Annotated in this window: 21 protein-coding genes and 1 riboswitch; of the genes, 18 read left to right on the top strand and 3 right to left on the bottom strand. The window is 61.1% G+C overall.

Annotated features, from left to right (window positions below; genetic code table 11):
* Positions 1 to 103 precede the first annotated feature (103 nt).
* On the top strand, positions 104 to 781 hold the full coding sequence (locus QRN50_RS17885) for a C40 family peptidase (RefSeq protein ID WP_050427262.1): 678 nt from the start codon (positions 104 to 106) through the stop codon (positions 779 to 781).
* 94 nt (positions 782 to 875) lie between these two features.
* Here QRN50_RS17885 and QRN50_RS17880 read toward each other — a convergent pair whose 3' ends face one another.
* Positions 876 to 1910, bottom strand: a complete 1035-nt coding sequence (locus tag QRN50_RS17880) for a type IV pilus twitching motility protein PilT (RefSeq protein ID WP_003404551.1) — start codon at positions 1908 to 1910, stop codon at positions 876 to 878.
* Positions 1911 to 1965: 55 nt separating this feature from the next.
* Here QRN50_RS17880 and QRN50_RS17875 point away from each other — a divergent pair, with 55 nt between their 5' ends.
* The 8 genes from QRN50_RS17875 (at position 1966) to QRN50_RS17840 (ending at position 8313) form a co-directional block, all read left to right on the top strand.
* Entirely contained in the window at positions 1966 to 2652 is a 687-nt protein-coding gene (locus tag QRN50_RS17875) for a YggS family pyridoxal phosphate-dependent enzyme (protein ID WP_003404548.1), read from the top strand.
* 21 nt (positions 2653 to 2673) lie between these two features.
* A complete protein-coding gene (proC, locus tag QRN50_RS17870; RefSeq protein WP_003404546.1) occupies positions 2674 to 3492 on the top strand; it encodes a pyrroline-5-carboxylate reductase in 819 nt (272 codons plus the stop codon).
* Positions 3493 to 3517: 25 nt separating this feature from the next.
* On the top strand, positions 3518 to 4108 hold the full coding sequence (locus tag QRN50_RS17865; protein WP_003404543.1) for a YggT family protein: 591 nt from the start codon (positions 3518 to 3520) through the stop codon (positions 4106 to 4108).
* A gap of 266 nt (positions 4109 to 4374) precedes the next feature.
* Positions 4375 to 5514 carry a homoserine O-succinyltransferase MetX gene (gene metX, locus QRN50_RS17860; protein WP_011266425.1) on the top strand — a complete coding sequence of 380 codons (1140 nt, stop codon included), beginning with the start codon at positions 4375 to 4377 and terminating at the stop codon, positions 5512 to 5514.
* A gap of 7 nt (positions 5515 to 5521) precedes the next feature.
* A complete protein-coding gene (gene metW, locus QRN50_RS17855) occupies positions 5522 to 6142 on the top strand; it encodes a methionine biosynthesis protein MetW (protein ID WP_003316724.1) in 621 nt (206 codons plus the stop codon).
* Between the two features lie 33 nt (positions 6143 to 6175).
* The gene (gene rdgB, locus QRN50_RS17850) at positions 6176 to 6769 is read left to right on the top strand and encodes an RdgB/HAM1 family non-canonical purine NTP pyrophosphatase (protein ID WP_011266424.1); all 594 of its coding nucleotides are present in this window, start codon (positions 6176 to 6178) and stop codon (positions 6767 to 6769) included.
* Positions 6766 to 7980, top strand: a complete 1215-nt coding sequence (gene hemW / locus QRN50_RS17845) for a radical SAM family heme chaperone HemW (RefSeq protein ID WP_024640354.1) — start codon at positions 6766 to 6768, stop codon at positions 7978 to 7980. The genes rdgB and hemW overlap by 4 nt, the downstream gene beginning before the upstream one ends.
* 9 nt (positions 7981 to 7989) lie before the next feature.
* Positions 7990 to 8313: a DUF3392 domain-containing protein gene (locus QRN50_RS17840; RefSeq protein ID WP_002551720.1), complete on the top strand. Its 324-nt coding sequence runs from the start codon at positions 7990 to 7992 to the stop codon at positions 8311 to 8313.
* Positions 8314 to 8388: 75 nt separating this feature from the next.
* On the opposite strand, the gene ilvD is transcribed toward QRN50_RS17840, so the two are convergent.
* Positions 8389 to 10236: a dihydroxy-acid dehydratase gene (ilvD, locus tag QRN50_RS17835; protein WP_024640355.1), complete on the bottom strand. Its 1848-nt coding sequence runs from the start codon at positions 10234 to 10236 to the stop codon at positions 8389 to 8391.
* Positions 10237 to 10574: 338 nt separating this feature from the next.
* Between ilvD and alaC the strand changes: the two genes are divergently transcribed.
* From alaC to otnI, 7 genes are all read left to right on the top strand, one after another.
* Positions 10575 to 11783, top strand: coding sequence for an alanine transaminase (alaC, locus tag QRN50_RS17830; RefSeq protein ID WP_003404530.1), 1209 nt, complete (start codon positions 10575 to 10577; stop codon positions 11781 to 11783).
* A 173-nt stretch (positions 11784 to 11956) separates the two neighbouring features.
* Complete coding sequence (locus QRN50_RS17825) at positions 11957 to 12412, top strand: YkgJ family cysteine cluster protein (protein ID WP_002551717.1); 456 nt, start codon at positions 11957 to 11959, stop codon at positions 12410 to 12412.
* 225 nt (positions 12413 to 12637) lie between these two features.
* Positions 12638 to 13543, top strand: coding sequence for an L-threonate dehydrogenase (ltnD, locus tag QRN50_RS17820; protein WP_024641864.1), 906 nt, complete (start codon positions 12638 to 12640; stop codon positions 13541 to 13543).
* 10 nt (positions 13544 to 13553) lie between these two features.
* Positions 13554 to 14843 carry a 3-oxo-tetronate kinase gene (otnK, locus tag QRN50_RS17815; protein WP_032655120.1) on the top strand — a complete coding sequence of 430 codons (1290 nt, stop codon included), beginning with the start codon at positions 13554 to 13556 and terminating at the stop codon, positions 14841 to 14843.
* Positions 14843 to 15481 (top strand): 3-oxo-tetronate 4-phosphate decarboxylase, encoded by a 639-nt coding sequence (gene otnC, locus QRN50_RS17810; RefSeq protein ID WP_058398792.1) that lies wholly within the window; start codon positions 14843 to 14845, stop codon positions 15479 to 15481. The genes otnK and otnC overlap by 1 nt, the downstream gene beginning before the upstream one ends.
* A 134-nt stretch (positions 15482 to 15615) precedes the next feature.
* Positions 15616 to 17073: a GntT/GntP/DsdX family permease gene (locus tag QRN50_RS17805; protein ID WP_024640357.1), complete on the top strand. Its 1458-nt coding sequence runs from the start codon at positions 15616 to 15618 to the stop codon at positions 17071 to 17073.
* A gap of 22 nt (positions 17074 to 17095) precedes the next feature.
* Positions 17096 to 17881: a 2-oxo-tetronate isomerase gene (gene otnI, locus QRN50_RS17800; protein WP_096126589.1), complete on the top strand. Its 786-nt coding sequence runs from the start codon at positions 17096 to 17098 to the stop codon at positions 17879 to 17881.
* Between the two features lie 151 nt (positions 17882 to 18032).
* Here otnI and QRN50_RS17795 read toward each other — a convergent pair whose 3' ends face one another.
* Positions 18033 to 18428 carry an acyl-CoA thioesterase gene (locus tag QRN50_RS17795; protein WP_002551711.1) on the bottom strand — a complete coding sequence of 132 codons (396 nt, stop codon included), beginning with the start codon at positions 18426 to 18428 and terminating at the stop codon, positions 18033 to 18035.
* Positions 18429 to 18648: 220 nt separating this feature from the next.
* Positions 18649 to 18759: riboswitch (S-adenosyl-L-homocysteine riboswitch) on the top strand.
* Between the two features lie 23 nt (positions 18760 to 18782).
* On the opposite strand from QRN50_RS17795, the gene ahcY reads away from it, so the two are divergent.
* Both ahcY and metF read left to right on the top strand, forming a co-directional pair.
* The gene (gene ahcY, locus QRN50_RS17790; protein WP_003316712.1) at positions 18783 to 20192 is read left to right on the top strand and encodes an adenosylhomocysteinase; all 1410 of its coding nucleotides are present in this window, start codon (positions 18783 to 18785) and stop codon (positions 20190 to 20192) included.
* Between the two features lie 189 nt (positions 20193 to 20381).
* Entirely contained in the window at positions 20382 to 21227 is an 846-nt protein-coding gene (gene metF / locus QRN50_RS17785) for a methylenetetrahydrofolate reductase [NAD(P)H] (protein ID WP_003346344.1), read from the top strand.
* The last annotated feature ends 194 nt before the right edge of the window (positions 21228 to 21421 follow it).

Here is a 21421-nt window from a genome sequence, read left to right as displayed (position 1 = left end):
CATAAAACGCAATGATGCCACTGTGATGCGCTCGACAAATGGGGTCAGTTTTTTTGAAAAAGCTGTTATAAAGTTGCGCGCTGACCACCATGAGCCCTGCCGAATGCGTCCTTTTTTCAAGACATGGCTAACTATTTGCCTATTTATGCCTCTGGCCGCCCACGCCACCAATCGTGAGCAACAACTTCCTGCGAGCTTCTCGGGCTACACCGCCAAAAGCCACTCTTCACCGGCACTCGCGACTCGCAATGCACCCCAGGAAGCCACCACCACCCGAACTCAGTACGGCGCCACCGCTGCCGTCCAGAAGCCGCTTTCACGCAAGAACGCCAAGAAAGTCGCGGCCTTGCAGGCTTCCGCCCCCGCCAAGCAAGGCAGCGCCGTTGTAAAACGCGCCTTGCAGGCTGTGGGCACGCCTTATCGCTGGGGCGGCACCACGCCCGGCAAAGGCCTGGACTGCAGCGGACTGGTCAAATACGCCTACACGGATGTCCGTGAGGTCGACCTGCCGCGCACCTCCAATGCCATGGCCCAGGGTCATGGTCAGACGGTGGATCGCAAGGACCTGAAACCCGGCGATCTGCTGTTCTTCAACATCAAGAGCCGCAACATCAACCATGTGGCCATTTACCTGGGCGACAACAAGTTCGTTCATGCGCCGCGCCGTGGCAAGGCCGTAACTGTCGATACGCTGAACAAACCGTATTGGAACAGCCACTACAAGATTGCCAAGCGTGTGCTGCCCAAGCAGGCAGGGCAGATGCGCGTGGTTCAACGCTGATCCTGGCCTGAATCTGCGCTCTGCAGGCTGCATCTGAAAAAGGGGTCTTGAACGCGTTCAAGACCCCTTTTTCGTTCCTGCAGCGTCCCTGCGATCAGAAGTTGTCCGGCACCTTGGCACGTTCGCGTGCGCTTTCGCGGGTGATCAGCCCCTTCTTGACCAGATCGGCCAGGCACATGTCCAGCGTCTGCATGCCCATCGAGCCGCCCGTCTGGATCGATGAATACATCTGCGCCACTTTGTCCTCGCGGATCAGGTTACGGATCGCCGGGGTGCCCATCATGATTTCGTGCGCCGCCACGCGTCCGCCGCCGACCTTCTTGAGCAACGCCTGCGAGACCACGGCGTGCAGCGATTCGGAGAGCATCGAGCGAATCATCGATTTTTCCTGAGCCGGAAACACGTCGACGATCCGGTCGATGGTCTTGGCGGCTGACGTGGTGTGCAGCGTGCCGAATACCAGGTGGCCGGTTTCAGCAGCGGTCAGCGCCAGGCGGATGGTCTCCAGGTCACGCATTTCACCGACCAGAATCACGTCCGGGTCTTCACGCAACGCCGAGCGCAGCGCCTCCGAGAAGCCCAGCGTGTCGCGGTGAACCTCACGCTGGTTGACCAGGCACTTCTTCGACTCGTGGACGAATTCGATCGGGTCCTCGATGGTCAGAATATGGTGATGCTTATTGTTATTGAGGTAGTCGATCATTGCCGCCAGGGTGGTCGACTTGCCTGAGCCGGTCGGCCCGGTAACCAGAATCAGGCCGCGCGCCACGTCGGTAATCTTGCGAAACACATTGCCCATGCCCAAGTCTTCCATGCTCAGGATTTTCGAGGGAATGGTCCGGAATACCGCGCCAGCACCGCGGTTCTGGTTGAAGGCGTTGACCCGAAACCGCGCCACGCCCGGCACTTCAAAGGAAAAGTCGGTTTCCAGCCGCTCTTCGAAATCCTGCCGTTGCTTGTCGTTCATGATGTCGTAGATCAGCGCCTTGACCTCCTTCGCGTCCAGCGGGGGCAGGTTGATACGCCGCACATCGCCGTCGACGCGGATCATCGGCGGCAGACCTGCAGAGAGGTGCAAGTCCGACGCGCCCTGTTTGGCACTGAAGGCCAACAGCTCGGTAATATCCATACAGCTCCTCAATCACATAGAATGCCGCAGACCTTAGCCTGACTGGCGCAAATCAATGTCCACGATAGCAGCTAACATTTCAACGCTCGAACAGCGAATTCGCGACGCAGCGCTTGCCGCCGAGCGCGATCCGGCGTCCGTCGGCCTGCTGGCGGTGAGTAAAACCAAGCCTGCCAGTGACCTGCGTGAAGCTTACAACGCAGGCTTGCGCGATTTTGGCGAAAATTATTTACAGGAAGCGCTGGGCAAACAGCTCGAACTGAGCGACCTGCCCTTGTGCTGGCACTTCATTGGCCCCATTCAATCGAACAAGACGCGAGCTATCGCCGAGAACTTCGACTGGGTACATTCCGTGGACCGCCTGAAAATCGCGCAACGCCTGTCCGAGCAACGCCCCGAAGCGCTTGAACCGCTGAACATCTGCATTCAGGTGAACGTCAGTGGCGAGGCCAGCAAGTCGGGCTGTACGCCTCAGGACCTGCCTGCGCTGGCCGCTGCCATCATCGCCCTGCCGCGACTCAGGTTGCGCGGCCTGATGGCCATCCCCGAGCCCACAGACGATCCTGCGGCGCAGGACGCATCCTTCGCCGCCGTACGCGCGCTGCAGGAGCAGTTGAACCTGGCGCTCGACACACTTTCCATGGGCATGAGCCACGACCTGGAAGCCGCCATTGCACAAGGCGCAACCTGGGTGCGCATCGGCACCGCTCTTTTTGGCGCCCGCGACTATGGCCAGCCATAAACTCTTCACAAGGACCCCTTCATGAGCAAGACCCGTATTGCCTTCGTCGGTGCCGGTAACATGGCCGCCAGCCTGATCGGCGGCCTGCGCGCCCAGGGCGTGGAGGCGGCACTGATCAGTGCCAGTGCGCCGGGTGCCGAAACCCGCGAACGCATTGCCAACGATCACGGCATCCAGGTATTCGCTGACAACGCTGAAGCCATTAAGGGCGTCGACGTGGTGGTACTGGCAGTCAAGCCGCAGATGATGAAAACCGTCTGTCAGGCCTTGAAGTCCAGTCTCGAACCTCACCAGCTGATTGTTTCGGTCGCGGCCGGCATCACCTGCGCCAGCCTGACGCAATGGCTGGGCGAGCAGCCGGTGGTGCGCTGCATGCCCAATACCCCCTCGCTGCTGCGTCAGGGTGCCAGCGGGCTGTACGCGACCGATAACGTCACGCCCGAGCAGCGTGAGCAGGCCGAGGCGTTGCTGGCCGCGGTCGGCATCGCGGTCTGGGTCGAGCAGGAAAAACACATGGACGCTGTCACGGCCGTTTCCGGCAGTGGCCCGGCGTATTTCTTTCTGATGATGGAAGCGATGACAGCGGCAGGCGTAAAACTGGGTCTGCCGGAGGACATCGCTAAAAAGCTGACCCTGCAGACAGCGCTGGGCTCGGCCCTGATCGCGACTGGCAGTGATGCAGGCGCGGGCGAACTGCGTCGTCGCGTCACTTCGCCGGGCGGGACCACCGAGGCGGCTATCAAGGCATTTCAGGCGGGCGGCTTCGAGGCACTCGTGGAAACGGCACTGACCGCCGCAGACCATCGTGCAGCCGAGCTGGCTGAACAACTGGGCAAATAATTTTCGGGTTTTCTGGAGCAGATCGATGATCGGATTGAACACCGCTGCAATTTACGTCCTGCAGACGCTTGGCAGTCTTTACCTGCTGATCGTACTGTTGCGCTTTGTCCTGCAACTGGTACGGGCCAACTTCTACAACCCGCTGTGCCAGTTCATCGTGCGCGCCACCCAGCCGCTGCTCAAGCCGCTGCGGCGCATCATCCCCAGCCTGTTCGGGCTGGACATGTCGTCGCTGGTGCTGGCGATCATCGTGCAGATGATCCTGATGGCCCTGACCCTGCTGCTGATGTTCGGCACCACGGGCGACCCGCTGCACCTGCTGCTGTGGTCGATCATCGGCGTGACCGCGCTGTTCCTGAAGATCTTCTTCTTTGCCCTGATCATCAGCGTGATTCTGTCGTGGGTCGCACCGGGCAGCCATAACCCCGGCGCGGAACTGGTCAACCAGATCTGCGAACCGGCACTGGCACCGTTCCGCAAGATCGTCCCGAACCTGGGCGGCCTGGACATCTCGCCGATCCTCGCATTCCTGGTGCTCAAACTGCTGGACATGCTGGTCATCAACAACCTCGCCGCTATGAGCAACATGCCGGATGTGCTGCGGTTGTTGATGTAAGCACTCTTGTTCCAACGTTCCAATGCTCGACGTTACACACAAGTCCGCTTTTGATTCTGGCCGTAGGCCGTAGGAGCGAACTTGTTCGCGAAGGGGTAGGTACATCCAAAGAGGATATATCGACCCAAGCAACGCCTTCGCGAACAAGTTCGCTCCTACAACAGCCTTAACTATCGTGCCGTTGATTTGCGTCTCACAATATCCCTTATTGCCGCTGCACCCCGCGGTCTTTAGACTTACGCCTCATTTATGCGAGAGCAGGGTCGATGCCCACGGTATTCCCTCACGATTCTGTCGGACTGGTCACGCCGCAAACGGCGCATTTCAGCGAGCCTCTGGCGCTGGCCTGCGGGCGTTCGTTGCCAGCCTATGACCTGATTTACGAAACCTACGGTCAACTCAACGCCGCACGCAGCAATGCCGTGCTGATCTGTCATGCGCTGTCCGGGCATCACCATGCCGCAGGCTTCCACAGCGCTGACGACCGCAAACCCGGTTGGTGGGACAGCTGTATCGGTCCCGGCAAGCCGATCGACACCACTAAGTTCTTCGTCGTCAGCCTCAACAATCTGGGCGGTTGCAACGGCTCGACCGGGCCGAGCAGCATTGACCCGGACACCGGCAAGCCGTTCGGCGCCAATTTCCCGGTGGTGACCGTGGAAGACTGGGTCAACAGCCAGGCCCGGCTGGCCGATCTGCTCGGCATCGACACCTGGGCTGCGGTGATTGGCGGCAGCCTGGGCGGCATGCAGGCGCTGCAATGGACCATCAGTTATCCGAACCGCGTACGCCATTGCCTGGCAATCGCCTCGGCGCCCAAGCTGTCGGCACAGAACATCGCGTTCAACGAGGTGGCCCGCCAGGCCATTCTCACCGACCCGGAATTTCACGGTGGCTCGTTCCAGGAACGCGGCGTGATTCCCAAGCGCGGCCTGATGCTGGCGCGAATGGTCGGGCACATCACCTACCTGTCGGATGACTCGATGGGCGAGAAATTCGGCCGTGGCCTGAAGAGCGAAAAACTCAACTACGACTTTCACAGCGTCGAGTTCCAGGTCGAAAGCTACCTGCGCTATCAGGGCGAAGAGTTTTCCGGGCGTTTCGACGCCAATACCTACCTGTTGATGACCAAGGCACTGGATTACTTCGACCCTGCGGCAAACTTCAACGACGACCTGGCCAAGACCTTCGCCAACGCCACCGCCAGGTTCTGCGTGATGTCGTTCACCACCGACTGGCGCTTCTCGCCGGCCCGCTCGCGGGAACTGGTGGACGCGCTGATGGCCGCGCGCAAGGACGTCTGCTACCTGGAAATCGACGCACCGCAGGGCCACGACGCCTTTCTGATCCCGATTCCGCGCTACTTGCAGGCTTTCGGTAATTACATGAACCGAATTTCGTTGTGAGGACGCCATGAGAGCCGATCTGGAAATCATTCAGGAATGGATTCCCGCAGGCAGCCGCGTGCTCGACCTGGGCTGCGGTGACGGCGAATTGCTGACCTGGCTGCGTGACCACAAGCAGGTCACCGGCTACGGGCTGGAAAACGACGCGGCCAACATTGCCGAGTGTGTTGCCAAGGGCATCAACGTTATCGAGCAGGACCTCGACAAGGGGCTGGGCAACTTTGCCAGCAACAGCTTCGATGTCGTGGTCATGACTCAGGCCCTGCAGGCGGTGCATTACCCGGACCGCATCCTCGACGAGATGCTGCGCGTCGGTCGCCAGTGCATCATCACCTTTCCGAATTTCGGTCACTGGCGCTGCCGCTGGTATCTGGCGAGCAAGGGCCGCATGCCGGTGTCCGAATTCCTGCCGTATACCTGGTACAACACGCCGAACATTCACTTCTGCACCTTCGGCGACTTCGAAGAGCTGTGCCGCGAGCGCGATGCGCAGGTGCTCGACAGGCTGGCGGTCGATCAGCAGCACCGTCACGGCTGGGCCAGCAAACTCTGGCCTAATCTGCTCGGCGAGATCGGTATCTATCGCGTCACCAGCCCCGGGCTGACGGACCACAGGATTGCCGTTTAATCGACCGTTTCCAAGCACCACGACAGGCCAACCATGAACCTCACACAACTCGTACTGGCCAGCCACAATGGCGGCAAACTCAAGGAACTCCAGGCCATGCTCGGCGACAGCGTAACGCTGCGCTCGGTCAGCGAGTTCAGTCTGGTGGAGCCGGAAGAAACCGGCCTGTCCTTTGTCGAAAACGCGATCCTCAAGGCGCGTAACGCCGCGCGTCTGTCCGGCCTGCCTGCGCTGGCCGATGACTCGGGGCTGGCGGTGGACTTTCTTGGCGGTGCGCCGGGTATCTATTCAGCACGCTACGCCGATGGCCAGGGCGATGCCGCCAACAACGCCAAGCTGCTGGAGGCGCTTAAAGACGTGCCGGACGAACAGCGTGGTGCCCAGTTCGTGTGCGTATTGGCACTGGTACGCCACGCCGACGACCCATTGCCGATCCTCTGTGAAGGGCTGTGGCACGGGCGCATCCTGCACGCCGCCAGCGGCGAACACGGCTTCGGCTATGACCCGCTGTTCTGGGTGCCGGAGCGCAACTGCTCGAGCGCCGAACTGGGCCCGACCGAAAAAAACCAGCTCAGCCACCGCGCCCGCGCCATGGTCCTGTTGCGGCAACGCCTGGGTCTGCAATGACCCACGATTCGCCTGCGCAGCCGCTGTTTCTCGGCGAGAGCGGCTTCTCGTCGGAGAGCCCGCGCCCTGCACTGCCGCACCTGCCGCCGTTGTCGCTGTACATCCATATTCCGTGGTGCGTGCGCAAATGCCCGTACTGCGACTTCAACTCGCACACCGCCAGCCCGGTGCTGCCGGAACAGGAATATGTCGACGCCCTGCTCGCCGACCTCGACCTTGACCTGCCGCACGTCTACGGCCGCGAGCTGCAATCGATCTTCTTTGGTGGCGGTACGCCGAGCCTGTTCAGCGCCGATGCGCTGGGGCGCCTGCTGCAAGGCGTCGAACAGCGCATCCGCTTTGCCAGCGACATCGAGATCACCCTGGAAGCCAACCCCGGCACCTTCGAACAGGCCAAGTTCAGCGCCTATCGCGGCCTGGGCATCAATCGGTTGTCGATCGGCATTCAGAGCTTTCAGGAATCCAAACTCAAGGCGCTGGGCCGCATTCACAACGGCGACGAAGCGATTCGCGCCGCCGACATGGCGCGCCGGGCCGGTTTCGACAACTTCAACCTGGACCTGATGCACGGCCTGCCGGATCAATCCCAGGACGAAGCACTGGCCGATCTGCGCCAGGCCATTGCCCTCGCGCCGACCCACCTGTCCTGGTATCAACTGACCCTGGAGCCCAACACGGTGTTCTGGAATCAGCCACCGGTGCTGCCCGAAGACGACATTCTCTGGGACATTCAGGAAACCGGACAGCAGTTGCTGGCCACTCATGGCTACGCGCAGTACGAAGTGTCGGCGTATGCACAGCCCGGGAAACCGGCGCGGCATAACCTCAACTATTGGGCGTTCGGTGATTTCATCGGCATCGGCGCAGGCGCACACGGCAAGCTGAGCCACCCGGACGGGCGCATCATACGCACTTGGAAAACCCGGCTGCCCAAGGATTACCTGAACCCGGACAAGCCGTTTCAGGCCGGTTCCAGGCTGTTGCCGCTCGATGAATTGCCGTTCGAATTCCTGATGAACGCACTGCGACTGACAAATGGTGTGGACGCTGCGTTATTTCGCGAAAGAACCGGTCTAAGCCTCGATTCGCTGGCCGAGGCGCGTCGACAGGCTGAACAAAAGGGCTTGCTGCATCAGGACCCGACACGCCTGATCGCCACGCCACAAGGCCAGCTGTTCCTCAATGACCTGCTGCAATACTTTCTGATCTAAGGACCCTGCATGGATTTCGTACTCGACTTGCTCGCCACCGTTTCGCGCTGGAGTCGCAGCAATCTCTCGGAAATCGCGCTCGCGCTGGTGGGCTGCCTGCTGGTGCTGTTCGGCTCGGACATCAAAGGCTGGCTGGAACAGCGAATCAGCGGCATTACCGGCGCCCTGCGCATCCCGCTCATCGCCCTGCTGTGCGCCGTGGGCAGCGGCGCGGCGCTGATCTACGCCACACCGTGGGTAGTGCGCGGCCTCAGCCAGTTCAACAACTACAGCCTGGCACCGGTGCTGCTGGTGGTGCTGGTGCTGATCGGGGTGATTGCGGACCGCAAGTAAGCGCTGCTTTTTCAAACGCAGCAAAAAGCCCGGCATCTCTGCCGGGCTTTTGCTTTTACCTTCTACCGATGCGGATCAAGGTACCAGCTTGTCCAGCAACGCCTTGTCACGCACCGCGCCCTTGTCGGCGCTGGTCGCCAGCAGGGCGTAGGCCTTGAGGGCGGTGGTCACTTTGCGCGGACGCGACTCGACAGGCTTCCAGCCTTTCTTGTCCTGTTCGGCGCGACGCTCGGCCATCTCGGCATCGTCGATCAGCAGGTTGATCGAGCGATTGGGGATGTCGATCAGCACCTTGTCACCGTCACGCACCAGACCAATCGCGCCACCTGCCGCCGCTTCCGGCGAGGCGTGGCCGATGGACAGGCCGGACGTACCGCCCGAGAAACGGCCGTCAGTCAGCAGCGCGCAATCCTTGCCCAGCCCCTTGGACTTCAGGTAGGACGTCGGGTAGAGCATTTCCTGCATGCCCGGACCGCCTTTCGGGCCTTCGTAGCGGATAATGACAATGTCGCCCGCTTTGACTTCATCGGCAAGAATCCCGCGCACCGCGCTGTCCTGGCTTTCGAAGATCTTCGCATTGCCTTCGAAGACGTGGATCGACTCGTCGACACCGGCGGTTTTCACCACGCAGCCGTCCAGGGCGATGTTGCCGTACAGCACGGCCAGGCCACCTTCCTGCGAATAGGCGTGCTGGACGCTACGGATGCAGCCGTTTTCACGGTCGTCATCCAGGCTGTCCCAACGGGTCGACTGGCTGAACGCGGTCTGCGTCGGGATGCCCGCCGGGCCTGCCTTGAAGAAGGTGTGCACGGCTTCGTCGTCAGTCTGGGTGATGTCCCATTTGGCGATGCCTTCGGCCAGGGTCTTGCTGTGTACGGTCGGCAGGTCGGTGTGCAGCAGGCCGCCACGCGCCAGCTCGCCGAGGATGCTGAAGATCCCGCCCGCGCGGTGCACGTCTTCCATGTGGTACTTCTGGATGTTCGGCGCGACCTTGCACAGCTGCGGCACCTTGCGCGACAGACGATCGATGTGACGCAGGTCGAAGTCGATCTCGGCTTCCTGAGCCGCCGCCAGCAAGTGCAGGATGGTGTTGGTCGAACCGCCCATGGCGATGTCCAGCGTCATGGCGTTCTCGAACGCCTTGAAGTTGGCGATGTTGCGCGGCAACACCGAATCATCGTTTTCCTTGTAGTACTGACGGCACAGGTCAACGATGGTGCGGCCGGCCTGCAGGAACAGTTGCTCGCGGTCGCTGTGGGTGGCGAGTGCGGAACCGTTGCCCGGCAGGGCCAGGCCCAGCGCTTCGGTCAGGCAGTTCATCGAGTTGGCGGTGAACATGCCGGAACACGACCCGCAGGTCGGACAGGCGCTGCGCTCATACTCGGCGACTTTTTCGTCACTGGCCGTCGAGTCGGCGGCGATGACCATCGCATCGACCAGATCCAGGCCGTGGCTGGCCAGTTTGGTCTTGCCCGCTTCCATCGGCCCGCCGGAGACGAAGATCACCGGAATGTTCAGGCGCAACGACGCCATCAGCATGCCGGGGGTGATCTTGTCGCAGTTGGAAATGCACACGATGGCGTCGGCGCAATGCGCGTTGACCATGTACTCGACCGAGTCGGCAATGATCTCGCGGCTCGGCAGCGAATAGAGCATGCCGTCGTGGCCCATGGCGATGCCGTCGTCGACCGCAATGGTGTTGAATTCCTTGGCCACGCCACCGGCGCGTTCGACTTCACGCGCGACCAGCTGGCCCATGTCCTTGAGGTGGACGTGGCCCGGTACGAACTGGGTGAAGGAGTTGGCAATGGCAATGATCGGTTTCTTGAAGTCTTCGTCCTTCATGCCCGTGGCGCGCCACAGGGCACGGGCGCCGGCCATGTTGCGGCCGTGGGTGGAGGTTTTCGAGCGGTAATCAGGCATTGGAGCACTCCGGCAAAAATAAGGCTGAATCAGGAAGGGAGTGAGCTTCTATTGACGTCGCGGACCAGCGGCAGTGACCGCAGGCAGCGAAGAAACCGAACACCACGGGATCACCGTGTACTCGGCCTGAGCTCATAAACCCGCCGGGGATGACTGGCGATGAATAGCGCCGATTCTACACCGCCGGGTGGTTTGGTGGGGTCCGAATATCGGTCTTGGCACGGCGTTGCAGATCCCGATGGACAAAAGGCTATCAGCCCATCTATCTTCCTCGGCAGGCCGCCTCATGTGGCCACGTCGCTCGGACGGTTCCGGGCGCTTACGTACGCGAGATACTCATGGCAGACCAAGGTTCGCCGCGCCGCTTTGCGCGCATCGATCGACTCCCCCCTTACGTGTTCAACATCACCGCCGAGCTGAAAATGGCTGCTCGTCGTCGCGGTGAGGACATTATCGACCTGAGCATGGGCAACCCCGACGGGGCCACACCGCCGCACATCGTCGACAAGCTGATCACCGTCGCCCAGCGCGAAGACACCCACGGCTACTCCACCTCGCGCGGCATTCCACGCCTGCGCCGGGCGATTTCCAACTGGTACAAGAAACGCTACGAGGTCGACATCGACCCTGAAAGCGAAGCAATCGTGACCATTGGTTCCAAGGAAGGCCTGGCCCACCTGATGCTCGCCACACTGGACCAGGGCGACACGGTGCTGGTGCCCAACCCCAGTTACCCGATCCACATCTACGGTGCCGTGATTGCCGGCGCCCAGGTGCGATCGGTGCCGCTGGTGCCTGGCGTGGACTTCTTCGACGAGCTGGAAAAAGCCATTCGCGGCTCGATTCCCAAGCCGAAGATGATGATTCTGGGCTTTCCGTCCAACCCGACTGCGCAATGTGTGGAGCTGGATTTCTTCGAGCGCGTGGTGGCCCTGGCCAAACAGTACGACGTGCTGGTGGTGCATGACCTGGCGTACGCCGACATCGTCTACGATGGCTGGAAAGCCCCGTCGATCATGCAGGTGCCGGGTGCCAAGGACATTGCCGTCGAGTTCTTCACCCTGTCCAAGAGCTACAACATGGCCGGCTGGCGGATTGGTTTCATGGTCGGCAACCCCGAACTGGTGAATGCACTGGCGCGGATCAAGAGTTACCACGACTACGGTACCTTCACGCCACTGCAGGTGGCGGCGATTGCCGCGCTGGAAGGCGATCAGCAATGCGTGCTCGACATTGCCGAGCAGTATCGCCAACGCCGCAACGTACTGGTCAAGGGCTTGCACGAACTGGGCTGGATGGTCGAGAACCCCAAGGCCTCGATGTACGTCTGGGCGAAGATTCCACAGGCCTATGCGCACCTGGGTTCGCTGGAGTTCGCCAAGAAGCTGCTGGCCGAAGCCAAGGTGTGTGTCTCGCCGGGCATCGGTTTCGGCGAGTACGGCGACGACCACGTGCGCTTCGCCCTGATCGAGAACCAGGACCGCATCCGCCAGGCTGTTCGCGGCATCCGCAGCATGTTCAGGGCCGACGACAAGCTCAAGTCCTGAGCCCCCACTGAGACACCGCGCCTGCTGACCGACTGCGCTCGGCAGGCGCGGACTCTGCGGCCGACTGCCTGCCCACACCTGACCGACAGTCGCTTCGGCAATTTTTGATTTCTGCAAATCGCTGCAGACCGGTATGATCGCGCGCCCCGATACACCCGGAAGCCTGACCTGAAATGAAACCCACCTTGATCGCCGCCGCAGAACTCGATCGCATCGACACCTGGGCCAAATACTCCAGCCACATGTGCGGGGGCTGCGTGTCCAGTTGCTGCACGTTGCCGGTAGAAGTGAAGATCAAGGACCTGATCCGCATCGGCATCGTCGATGAGTTCGAACGCGGCGACCCGGCGAAGAACATCGCCAAGCGTCTGCAGAAAGAAGGCATCGTCGAGCGCTACAACCAGAAGTCCGAGATCTTCACCTTGCAGCGCATGAGCAACAACGACTGCCTGTACCTGGACCGCAAAAGCCGCCTGTGCACCATCTATGACAAGCGCCCGGACACCTGCCGCAACCACCCGAAAGTCGGGCCGCGCCCCGGTTATTGCGCGTACAAGCCCAAAGAAGTCGTGCGTCAGGAAAGCGGCTCACTGCGAAACGCCACCAGCGCGCCAGTGCCGAAATTCTGATTCGTGAAAGACGGCGCAGCACGCCGAACATCATGGTTTTCAATCAAGCCCCGCACAGGGGCTTTTTTGTGCGCGATGGAAAAAGCCTATCGATGTTAAATTTTGTGAAAAATAAAAATACTTCACATTATTTACTCATTGATTCACTATCCGATTCACAGATCAGAACAATAACGTCCGAATGTCGGCTTCACAGGCATCGGCACTGACTTCGAGGATTACTGCATGACTGGCAAAAACGTTGGCGTTATCGGCCTGGGTGCGATGGGTCTGGGCATTGCTCGCTCGTTGCTGCGTAGCGGCTTCACTGTGCATGCCTGTGATGTGCGCACCAGCGTGACCGAAGCATTCTCCCAGGAAGGCGGGGTGGCCTGTGATTCTCCGGCCAGCATGGCCGCTGCCTGCGATGTGATCATCACAGTCGTGGTCAACGCCGAGCAGACCGAAACCGTACTGTTTGGCGAAAACGGCGCCATTGCCGCGCTGCGTCCGGGCTGCCTGGTCATAGGTTGCGCCACCGTCGCGCCCACCTTCGCCGTCGAACTGGGCGAGCGTCTGGCTGCACAGAACCTGCTGTACCTCGATGCGCCGATCTCCGGCGGTGCCGCCAAGGCGGCCGCTGGCCAGATGACCATGATGACCTCCGGCCCGGCCGAGTCCTATGCCAAGGCAGAAGCCATCCTCAACGGCATGGCCGGTAAGGTCTATCGCCTGGGCGACGTTCACGGTCTGGGTTCGAAAGTCAAAATCATCAATCAACTGCTCGCGGGCGTACACATCGCCGCCAGTGCCGAAGCCATGGCCCTGGGCCTGCGCGAAGGTGTCGATGCTGACGCGCTGTATGAAGTGATCACCAACAGTGCCGGTAACTCGTGGATGTTCGAGAACCGCGTGCCGCACATCCTCAATGCCGATTACACGCCGCTGTCGGCCGTGGACATCTTCGTCAAGGACCTCGGCCTGGTGCTGGATACCGCACGCAGCAGCAAATTCCCGCTGCCACTCTCGGCCACCGCGCACCAGATGTTCATGCAGGCATCCAGCGCCGGCTTCGGTCGCGAGGATGACTCGGCCGTGATCAAGATTTTCCCGGGCATCGAGTTGCCGAAAGCCAAGCCAGAAAAAGCCTGAGGAGCGCCTGATGAGCCTGAATAACGCTCGCCCGCTGCTGGGCTGCATTGCCGATGACTTCACCGGCGCCACCGACCTGGCCAACATGCTAGTGCGGGGCGGCATGCGCACCGTGCAGAGCATTGGCATCCCCAGCGCCGAGATGGCTGCAGGTCTGGACGCCGACGCGATTGTCATCGCGCTGAAATCGCGTACCACGCCCAGCGCCGAGGCGGTGGCTGAATCCCTGGCGGCTCTGGAATGGCTGCGCGAGCGCGGCTGCGAGCAGATCTTCTTCAAGTACTGCTCGACCTTCGATTCCACTGCCGCGGGCAACATCGGCCAGGTCAGCGAAGCACTGCTGGAGCAACTGGGCAGCGACTTCACCCTCGCCTGCCCGGCCTTCCCGGAAAACGGCCGCACGATTTTCCGTGGTCACCTGTTCGTGCAGGACCAGTTGCTCAGCGAATCGGGCATGCAGAACCACCCGCTGACGCCGATGACCGACGCCAATCTGGTGCGTGTGCTGCAAGCGCAGACCCGCCACAAGGTCGGCCTGTTGCGCTATGACAGCATTGCCCAGGGCGTCGAAGGCGTGCGCAACAGAATTGCCGAGCTGCGCGCCGAAGGTGTGAGCATGGCGATTGCCGATGCCTTGTCGGATGCGGATCTGTACACACTCGGCGAAGCCTGCGCCGACTTGCCGCTGCTGACCGGTGGCTCGGGGCTGGCGCTGGGCCTGCCGGGCAACTTCCGCAAGGCGGGCAAGCTGCGCGATATCGATGCGGCCAAACAGGTCGCCATCAGTGGCGGCGAAGTGGTACTGGCGGGTAGCGCATCGGTCGCCACCAATGGTCAGGTCGCGGCGTGGCTGGAAGCCGATCGCCCTGCGCTGCGCATCAATCCGCTGGAGCTGGCCGCTGGCAAGCCAGTGGTCGAGCAGGCGCTGGCCTTTGCCAGAGACGCCGGGCAGACCGTATTGATCTACGCCACCAGCACTCCGGACGAAGTCAAAGCCGTGCAGCAAGAACTGGGCGTCGAACGCTCCGGCGCTATGGTCGAAGCTGCACTTGGTGAAATCGCCAAAGGGCTGCTGGACGCAGGCGTGCGCCGTTTCGTGGTTGCCGGTGGCGAAACCTCCGGTGCCGTGGTTCAGGCACTGGGCGTGCAGTTGCTGCAAATCGGCGCGCAGATCGACCCAGGCGTTCCCGCCACAGTGAGCAGCGGCGCACAACCGCTGGCCCTGGCCCTCAAATCCGGCAACTTCGGTGCGCGCGACTTCTTCGCCAAGGCGCTCAAGCAACTGGCGGGGGCTGCCTGATGATCGATGAAAACGCACTGCGTCAGGAAATCTGCGACGTCGGCCGTTTGCTGTATGGCCGCGGCTATACGGTGGGCAGCGCCGGCAACATCAGCGCACGACTCGACGACGGCTGGCTGATTACCCCGACCGACGCCTGCCTGGGGCGCATGGACCCGGCCGATATCGCCAAGGTCAATCTGGCCGGTGAATGGGTGTCTGGCAGCAAGCCGTCCAAAACCCTGGCCTTGCACCGCGAGGTCTACGACCGCAATCCGCAGGTCGGTGGTGTGGTGCACACGCACTCGACGCATCTGGTCGCCCTGACCCTGGCCGGAGTGTGGCAGGAAGACGACATTCTGCCGCCGCTGACGCCGTATCAGGTCATGAAGGTCGGGCATATCCCGTTGATCCCTTACGAACGTCCAGGCTCGCCGAAAGTCGCCGAGCGCGTGGCGGAACTGGCCAACAGCGTGCGCGGCGTGATGCTGGAGCGCCTCGGCCCGGTGGTCTGGGAAAGCTCGGTGGCCAAGGCCTGCTATGCCCTTGAGGAACTGGAAGAGACTGCCCGTCTGTGGCTGATGAGCACCCCCAAACCTGCCCCGCTGGACCCGGCGGCACTTGAAGAGTTGCGTCAGGTGTTCGGCGCCAGGTGGTAACGAACACACGGTGATCGCGAGGCGCACTGCGCCTCCCGGTCGAAAACAATAACAACAGGAATCGAGAGCATGACTCATCCCTACCCCGCTGTTTCGTTGTCAGTCTTTACCGCCATTGACCGGAGTGCACGGGCATGACGCCGCTCATGTTGATGGTCGTGGCCGGTGCGGGCATCGCACTGCTGTTGTTTCTGGTGCTCAAGTACAAATTTCAGCCGTTTGTCGCCCTGATGCTGGTCAGCATCATCGTGGCGCTGGTCGCCGGTGTTAAACCGGCCGATCTGGTCGCCACCATTGAAGGCGGCATGGGCAAGACGCTCGGCCATATCGCGATCATCATCGCCTTGGGCGCAATGATCGGGCGCATTATCGAGCTGTCCGGCGGGGCCGAAGCACTGGCCAAGACCCTGATCAACCGCTTCGGCAACAAGCGCACGCCTCTGGCGCTGACCGTTGCCGGTTTCATGGTCGGCATTCCGGTGTTCTTCGAGGTCGGCGTGATCATTCTCATGCCGCTGGCCTATGGTGTGGCGCGTGCGGCACGCAAGCCGCTGCTGATTTTCGCGCTGCCGATGTGCGCTGCACTGCTCGCCGTGCACGCGTTTCTGCCGCCGCATCCTGGCGCTGTTGCCGCCGCCAGCCAGTTGGGCGCGGACCTGGGCCGGGTGCTGATGCTGGGCATCCCGATCGTTGCCGTGCTGTGCATGATCGGCTACTTCGTCGCGGGGCGCATGACCCGCAAGACTTACCCGATGACCGATGACATCCGCGCCGAAGTCTATGGCCCGCATGTCACCAACGAAGATCTGGAAGCCTGGGCGCGCAACGATTATTCCGCTGTGCGCGAAGCGAGCGAAACCCGAACAATGGGCGTCGAAGAGAGCGCCAGCAGCTTGGCAAGCAAGCTGCCGCCCGCGCCCGCACCGGGTTTCGGACTGATCATCGCGCTGATCCTGCTACCGATCGTGCTGATTCTGATGGGCACGCTGGCCACCACCATGCTGCCAGCCACGTCCACACTGCGCGCGGTGCTGACCGTACTGGGTGCGCCTCTGGTTGCGCTGCTGATCGATACCCTGCTGTGCGCCTGGCTGCTGGGCTCGCGTCGCGGCTGGAGCCGTACTCAGGTGTCCGACGTGATCGGCTCGGCCTTGCCGGGTGTCGCGATGGTGATCCTGATTGCCGGCGCCGGTGGCGTATTCGGCAAGGTGCTGGTCGACACCGGCATAGGTGCCGTGGTTTCCGAAGCGCTGCGCAACACCGGTCTGCCGGTACTCGCGCTGGGCTTCCTGCTGACCCTGCTGCTGCGTGCCGTTCAGGGCTCGACCACCGTTGCGCTGGTCACCACCGCAGGCATTCTCAGCCCGCTGATCGCCACACTGGACCTGAGCGCCAACCACCTGGCGCTGCTGTGTCTGGCCATGGGCGGTGGCGGCCTGGCCATGTCGCACATCAACGATGCCGGTTACTGGATGTTCACCAAGCTGGCGGGCCTCAACGTCGCCGACGGCTTGCGCACCTGGACCGTACTGGTCACGCTGCTCGGCACACTGGGCTTTGTGATCACCTTGCTGCTTTGGCCATTCGTCTGACCCTTTGAAGACTGGAGTTAACATGCCTCGTTTTGCCGCCAACCTCAGCATGCTGTACCCGCAGCATGATTTTCTTGAGCGCTTTGCCGCAGCCGCTGCCGACGGTTTCGGCGCGGTCGAGTACCTGTTTCCTTATGCTTACACGCCGCAGGAGCTCAAGCAGCGCCTGAGCGACAACGGTCTGGTGCAGGCGCTGTTCAACGCTCCACCGGGCGACTGGGACGCGTGCGAGCGAGGCATTGCCACCCTGCCGGGCCGTGAAGCGGAATTTCGCAGCGGTATCGAGCGGGCACTGGAATATGCGCAGGTGCTGGGCAATGACCGTGTGCATGTCATGGCCGGTCTATTGCCTAACGAAGGGTTGCGTGAGCGTCATCAGGCGGTCTATCTGGAGAACCTGGCGTTCGCGGCTGAGCAAGCCAAGAGCGCAGGCGTCACGATCCTGATCGAGCCGATCAACACCCGCGACATGCCGGGCTTCTTCCTCAACCGTCAGGATCAGGCGCAGGACATCTGCAAGCTGGTGGGCGCCGACAATCTGAAGGTGCAGTTCGACTGCTACCACTGCCAGATCGTCGAAGGCGACCTGACCAGCAAACTGCGTCGTGACTTTGCAGGCATCGGCCACATCCAGATCGCCGGGGTGCCGGATCGCAACGAGCCGGACCTGGGCGAACTGAACTACGAGCACCTGTTCAACGCCATCGACGAACTGGGCTACAGCGGCTGGATCGGTTGCGAATATCGCCCGAAAGGCGATACCAGCGAAGGTCTGGCGTGGTTGTGCGAGTTGCAGGCCAAGGGCTGAACCCTGCTTTATGGATGACGCGGAGCGTCATGAAAGGCATTCCCACGCGGAGCGTGAGGAACGATCACTCTGTAACTGTCGTGCCCAGGCACGGCAGGTTTGCGTAAGAACACTATCGTGCCCATGCTCCGCGTGTTCAGCGACCTGAGCATCAGTCCTCTACGTCGAACTGGTCCTTGATGTAGCGAATTTCAGTCCGGCCATGCGGCGCAGGCTGGCCGTCTTCGTCGAGGTTGACGAACACGATCTTCTCGACGGTCAAAATGCTTTTGCGGGTGATCTTGTTGCGTACCTGGCATTTGAGGGTGATCGAGGTGCGGCCGAACTCTGTAGCGGTGATGCCCAGTTCGATGATGTCGCCCTGACGCGAGGCACTGACGAAGTTGATTTCCGAGATGTACTTGGTCACCACCCGCTGATTACCCAGCTGAACAATCGCGTAGATCGCCGCCTCTTCATCGATCCAGCGCAGCAGGCTGCCACCGAATAACGTGCCGTTGGGGTTGAGGTCTTCGGGCTTTACCCATTTGCGGGTGTGGAAATTCATGGTCACTCCTGAGCGTCTGGCCGATGGATAGCTGCATGATGGCAGAGCCGGCGACCCGCGCCCATGCCTGCGTCATAGCGACTGTGCATCGACCCTATTACAGACAGATGGCAATTGGATGGCCTTTAAACCGACAGAAAGTCTTGGGAAGAATCGCGAGCACCGCTATACTGCCAAACGTTTCAAAACGGTCATCTACACTTGATACCGTTCCCGCCACCTGTCCGAGGGGCGCTGCAGCAGGTTTTCCCTGTCAGGCTCGGATGGGGCGTTGTTTGCCAGGACGATCCTCGACCGGCAAACCTTAAACGCACAACGGCGCCCATTCGCATTTTTATGGAATGGAGACTCTCAATGAGTGCTGTAATGACGCCCGCAGAATTCAATGACTACAAGGTTGCCGATATTTCCCTGGCCGCCTGGGGTCGCCGCGAAACCATCATCGCCGAATCCGAAATGCCTGCCCTGATGGGTCTGCGTCGCAAATACGCCGGTGATCAGCCGCTGAAAGGCGCGAAGATTCTCGGTTGCATCCACATGACCATTCAGACCGCCGTACTGATCGAAACCCTGGTTGCCCTGGGTGCCGAAGTTCGCTGGTCGTCGTGCAACATTTTCTCGACTCAGGACCAGGCTGCTGCGGCCATCGCTGCTGCCGGCATTCCTGTGTTCGCCTGGAAAGGCGAAACCGAAGAAGAATACGAGTGGTGCATCGAGCAGACCATCCTCAAGGATGGCCAGCCATGGGATGCCAACATGATCCTCGACGACGGCGGCGACCTGACCGAGATCATCCACAAGAAATACCCGGCAATGCTGGACAAGATCCACGGCGTCACCGAAGAAACCACCACGGGCGTGCACCGCCTGCTGGACATGCTGGCCAAGGGCGAGCTGAAAATCCCGGCCATCAACGTCAACGACTCGGTGACCAAGAGCAAGAACGACAACAAGTACGGCTGCCGTCACAGCCTGAACGACGCCATCAAGCGCGGCACCGACCACTTGCTGTCCGGCAAGCAGGCGCTGGTGATCGGCTACGGCGACGTGGGCAAGGGCTCGGCCCAGTCCCTGCGTCAGGAAGGCATGATCGTCAAAGTGACCGAAGTCGACCCGATCTGCGCCATGCAGGCCTGCATGGACGGTTTCGAGCTGGTCTCGCCGTTCATCGACGGTGAAAACGACGGCACCGAAGCGAGCATCGACAAGGCGCTGCTGGGCAAGATCGACCTGATCGTGACCACCACCGGTAACGTCAACGTTTGCGACTCCAACATGCTCAAGGCGCTGAAAAAGCGTGCTGTGGTGTGCAACATCGGTCACTTCGACAACGAAATCGACACCGCTTTCATGCGCAAGAACTGGGCATGGGAAGAAGTGAAGCCACAGGTTCACAAGATCCATCGTACCGGCCCGGGCTCGTTCGACGCACAGAACGACGACTACCTGATCCTGCTGGCCGAAGGCCGTCTGGTCAACCTGGGTAACGCCACTGGCCACCCAAGCCGCATCATGGATGGCTCGTTCGCCAACCAGGTTCTGGCGCAGATCTTCCTCTTCGAGCAGAAGTACGCCGACCTGGCACCGGCCAGGAAAGCCGAGCGTCTGACCGTTGAAGTACTGCCGAAGAAACTCGACGAAGAAGTGGCCCTGGAAATGGTCCGCGGCTTCGGTGGCGTTGTGACCAAGCTGACCAAGACCCAGGCCGATTACATCGGCGTGACCGTCGAAGGTCCGTTCAAGCCAGACGCTTATCGCTATTGATAGATAGCTGCAAGCGATAAGCTTCAAGCTGCAAGCAAGTGCATTTCTCTTGTTTGCAGCTTGAGCTTGACGCTCGTTTCTTTATCGTTATTACACAGCCGTGAGCGGTAAGCATGAGGCTGCGGAGCCAGGCATACAGCCCTCTTGCAGCTTGTAGCTTGCAGCTAAAAGCTGGAGGCCTCCTCCCCCATGTCTCAAGAACGCCGCTTCAGCTTCGAGTTCTTTCCTACCAAGACCGACGCTGGACATGAAAAGCTGCTGACCGTTGCTCGTCAGCTCGCTACGTACAACCCCGATTTTTTCTCCTGCACCTATGGTGCCGGTGGCTCGACCCGCGACCGCACGCTCAATACCGTGCTGCAGCTGGAAAACGAGATCAAAGTCCCTGCTGCGCCGCATTTGTCCTGCGTAGGCGACAGCAAGGATGACCTGCGCAACCTGTTGGCGCAGTACAAGGATGCGGGCATCAAACGCATCGTGGCACTGCGCGGCGACCTGCCATCCGGCATGGGCATGGCCAGCGGTGAACTGCGTCACGCCAATGACCTGGTGAGCTTCATTCGCCAGGAAAGCGGCAGCCACTTCCACATCGAAGTCGCCGCCTACCCGGAAATGCATCCGCAGGCGCGCAATTTCGAAGACGACCTCAAGCACTTCGTCAACAAGGCCAATGCCGGCGCCGACAGTGCGATCACTCAGTACTTCTTCAACGCCGACAGCTATTTCAACTTTGTCGAGCGTGTCGAGAAGATGGGCGTCAGCATTCCGATCGTGCCGGGCATCATGCCGATCACCAACTACAGCAAGCTGGCGCGTTTCTCGGATGCCTGCGGTGCGGAAATCCCGCGCTGGATTCGCAAACAGCTGGAAGCCTACGGCGATGACGTGCAAAGCATCCAGGCGTTTGGCGAAGAAGTCATCACGCAGATGTGCGAACGACTGCTGCAAGGTGGCGCTCCCGGCCTGCACTTCTACACCCTGAACCAGGCGGAACCGAGCCTGGCGGTGTGGAACAACCTGCAACTGCCACGCTGAAAACGGCTGCGGCACCGCGATCCGACCGGCAGTTTCCGGGGGATCGCGGCCTCATACACCGTTGGGCAGCAGGAAAGCGGCGTATTGCGCTCGCTCTGTTATACTCCAGCCTTCCCGCCAGGCTTACGCCCGGACGCCCGGTCTTGCAATCGTCATCCGTTCACGCCAACAGCGCAATTTTCATCAAGCGCAGA

Origin of the sequence: Pseudomonas sp. MEJ108 (assembly GCF_030208985.1) — a bacterium.
GTDB lineage: Bacteria > Pseudomonadota > Gammaproteobacteria > Pseudomonadales > Pseudomonadaceae > Aquipseudomonas > Aquipseudomonas fragariae.
This window is presented reverse-complemented; position numbering and strand designations above follow the sequence as displayed.